Genomic DNA, 1,627 nt, shown 5'->3' on the forward strand with positions numbered 1-1,627 from the left:
CACCCGCGCCAATGCGCGCGCGCTGGTCGGCGAATGGATCGCGCTGCAGGGCGCGTTCGACACCCTGGAGGGCTGGCGGCCGGACATCGTCGCGCGCCGCATCATCTCGTGGCTCTGCCAGGCGCCGCTGGTGCTGCATGACGCCGACATGAAGTTCTACCGGCGTTTCCTGCGCAATCTGACGCGCCAGGTGCGCTACCTGCAGCGCACCGTGAAGGCGACGCGCGACGGCCTGCCGCGCATGCAGGCGGTGATCGCGCTCACCTATGCGGCGCTGTGCATGCAGGGCCAGGCGCGCCTGCTCAAGAACATCACGCGAAAGCTGTCCGACGAGCTCGGCCGCCAGGTGCTTCCCGACGGCGGTCACGCCAGCCGCAATCCCGGCGCGCTGGTCGACCTGCTGCTCGACCTGCTGCCATTGCGGCAGGCCTTCGCGGCGCGCAACGTGCCGCCACCGCCCGCGCTCAACAACGCGATCGACCGCATGATGCCGATGCTGCGCTTCTTCCGCCACGGCGACGGCAATTTCGCGCTGTTCAACGGCATGGGGCCGACGCGCACCGAGCTGGTCTCGACCGTGCTCGCCTATGACGATGCGCGCGGGAACCCGGTCGCGAACGCGCCGCACTCGGGCTATCAGCGCGTGCAGGCCGCCGATGCGCTGCTGATCGTCGATGCCGGGCCGCCGCCACCGCTCCCGATGAGCGCCGAGGCGCACGCCGGCTGCCTGTCGTTCGAGCTGTCGGCGCGCAATCATCGGATCGTGGTGAACTGCGGGCTGCCGGCGGTGAGTCGCTCGACCTGGCGGCACGTCGCGCGCGCGACCGCCGCGCACTCGACCGTTACCTTCAACGACACCTCGTCCTGCCGCTTCATGACGTCGGAATCGCTCAAAGGCCTGCTCGGCGTCCCGATCCTGAGCGGCCCGACCGACGTGCAGGTCGCGAGGCAGGAGCGTGACGGCGGCGTGATGCTGCGCCTCTCGCATGACGGCTACCTGGATCGTTTCGGCGTCGTCCATCACCGGACACTCCGCCTCTCGGCCGACGGCAAGCGGCTCGATGGCGAGGACACATTCGCCGGCGCGCATGGCGAAGCCGTCTCGATGAGGCGCGGCGATGCCTTCGCGGTGCGCTTCCACCTGCATCCGACCCTGAAGGCGAGCCGCCACTCCGACGGCCATGGCGCGCTGCTGGTGCTGCCGAACAAGGAGGTGTGGACCTTCGACGCCTACGAGGAAACGGTAGAGCTGGAAGAGAGCGTCTACCTCGCCGGGCCGGACGGGCCGCGCCGCGCCGTGCAGATCGTGATCCACGGCCGCGCCCGCGACGTGCCGCGCGTGCACTGGACTTTCGCGCATCAGGACGCGCAGGAACCGGCGCGCCGCGCGTCGCGCGAAGAGCCGGAATTGCCGCTATAATGTTGTGGACGACCTCTCCGGCGTCATCGTCCGCGAAGGCGGACGATCCAGTAATCGCCGCAGATGGTGTAGGGCAGGCCCGACAATTCGGCGCCTACTGGATGCCCCGCTTTCGCGGGGCATGACGAAGCGAGACCCCATGACCGACCTCCGCCGCATCGCCCGCGCTCTTATTTCCGTCTCGGACAAATCCGGGCTGATCGACTT

General features: G+C 69.1%; 1 protein-coding gene. It reads left to right on the plus strand.

Features of this window, described 5'->3' with window-relative positions; all coding sequences use genetic code 11:
• Nucleotides 1-1,420: heparinase II/III family protein (locus VF497_RS14800; protein WP_330890059.1), on the plus strand; the 1,420-nt coding region annotated here is incomplete at its 5' end.
• Between the last annotated feature and the right edge of the window lie 207 nt (nucleotides 1,421-1,627).

Origin of the sequence: Rudaea sp. (assembly GCF_036383415.1) — a bacterium.
Taxonomy (GTDB): domain Bacteria; phylum Pseudomonadota; class Gammaproteobacteria; order Xanthomonadales; family Rhodanobacteraceae; genus Rudaea.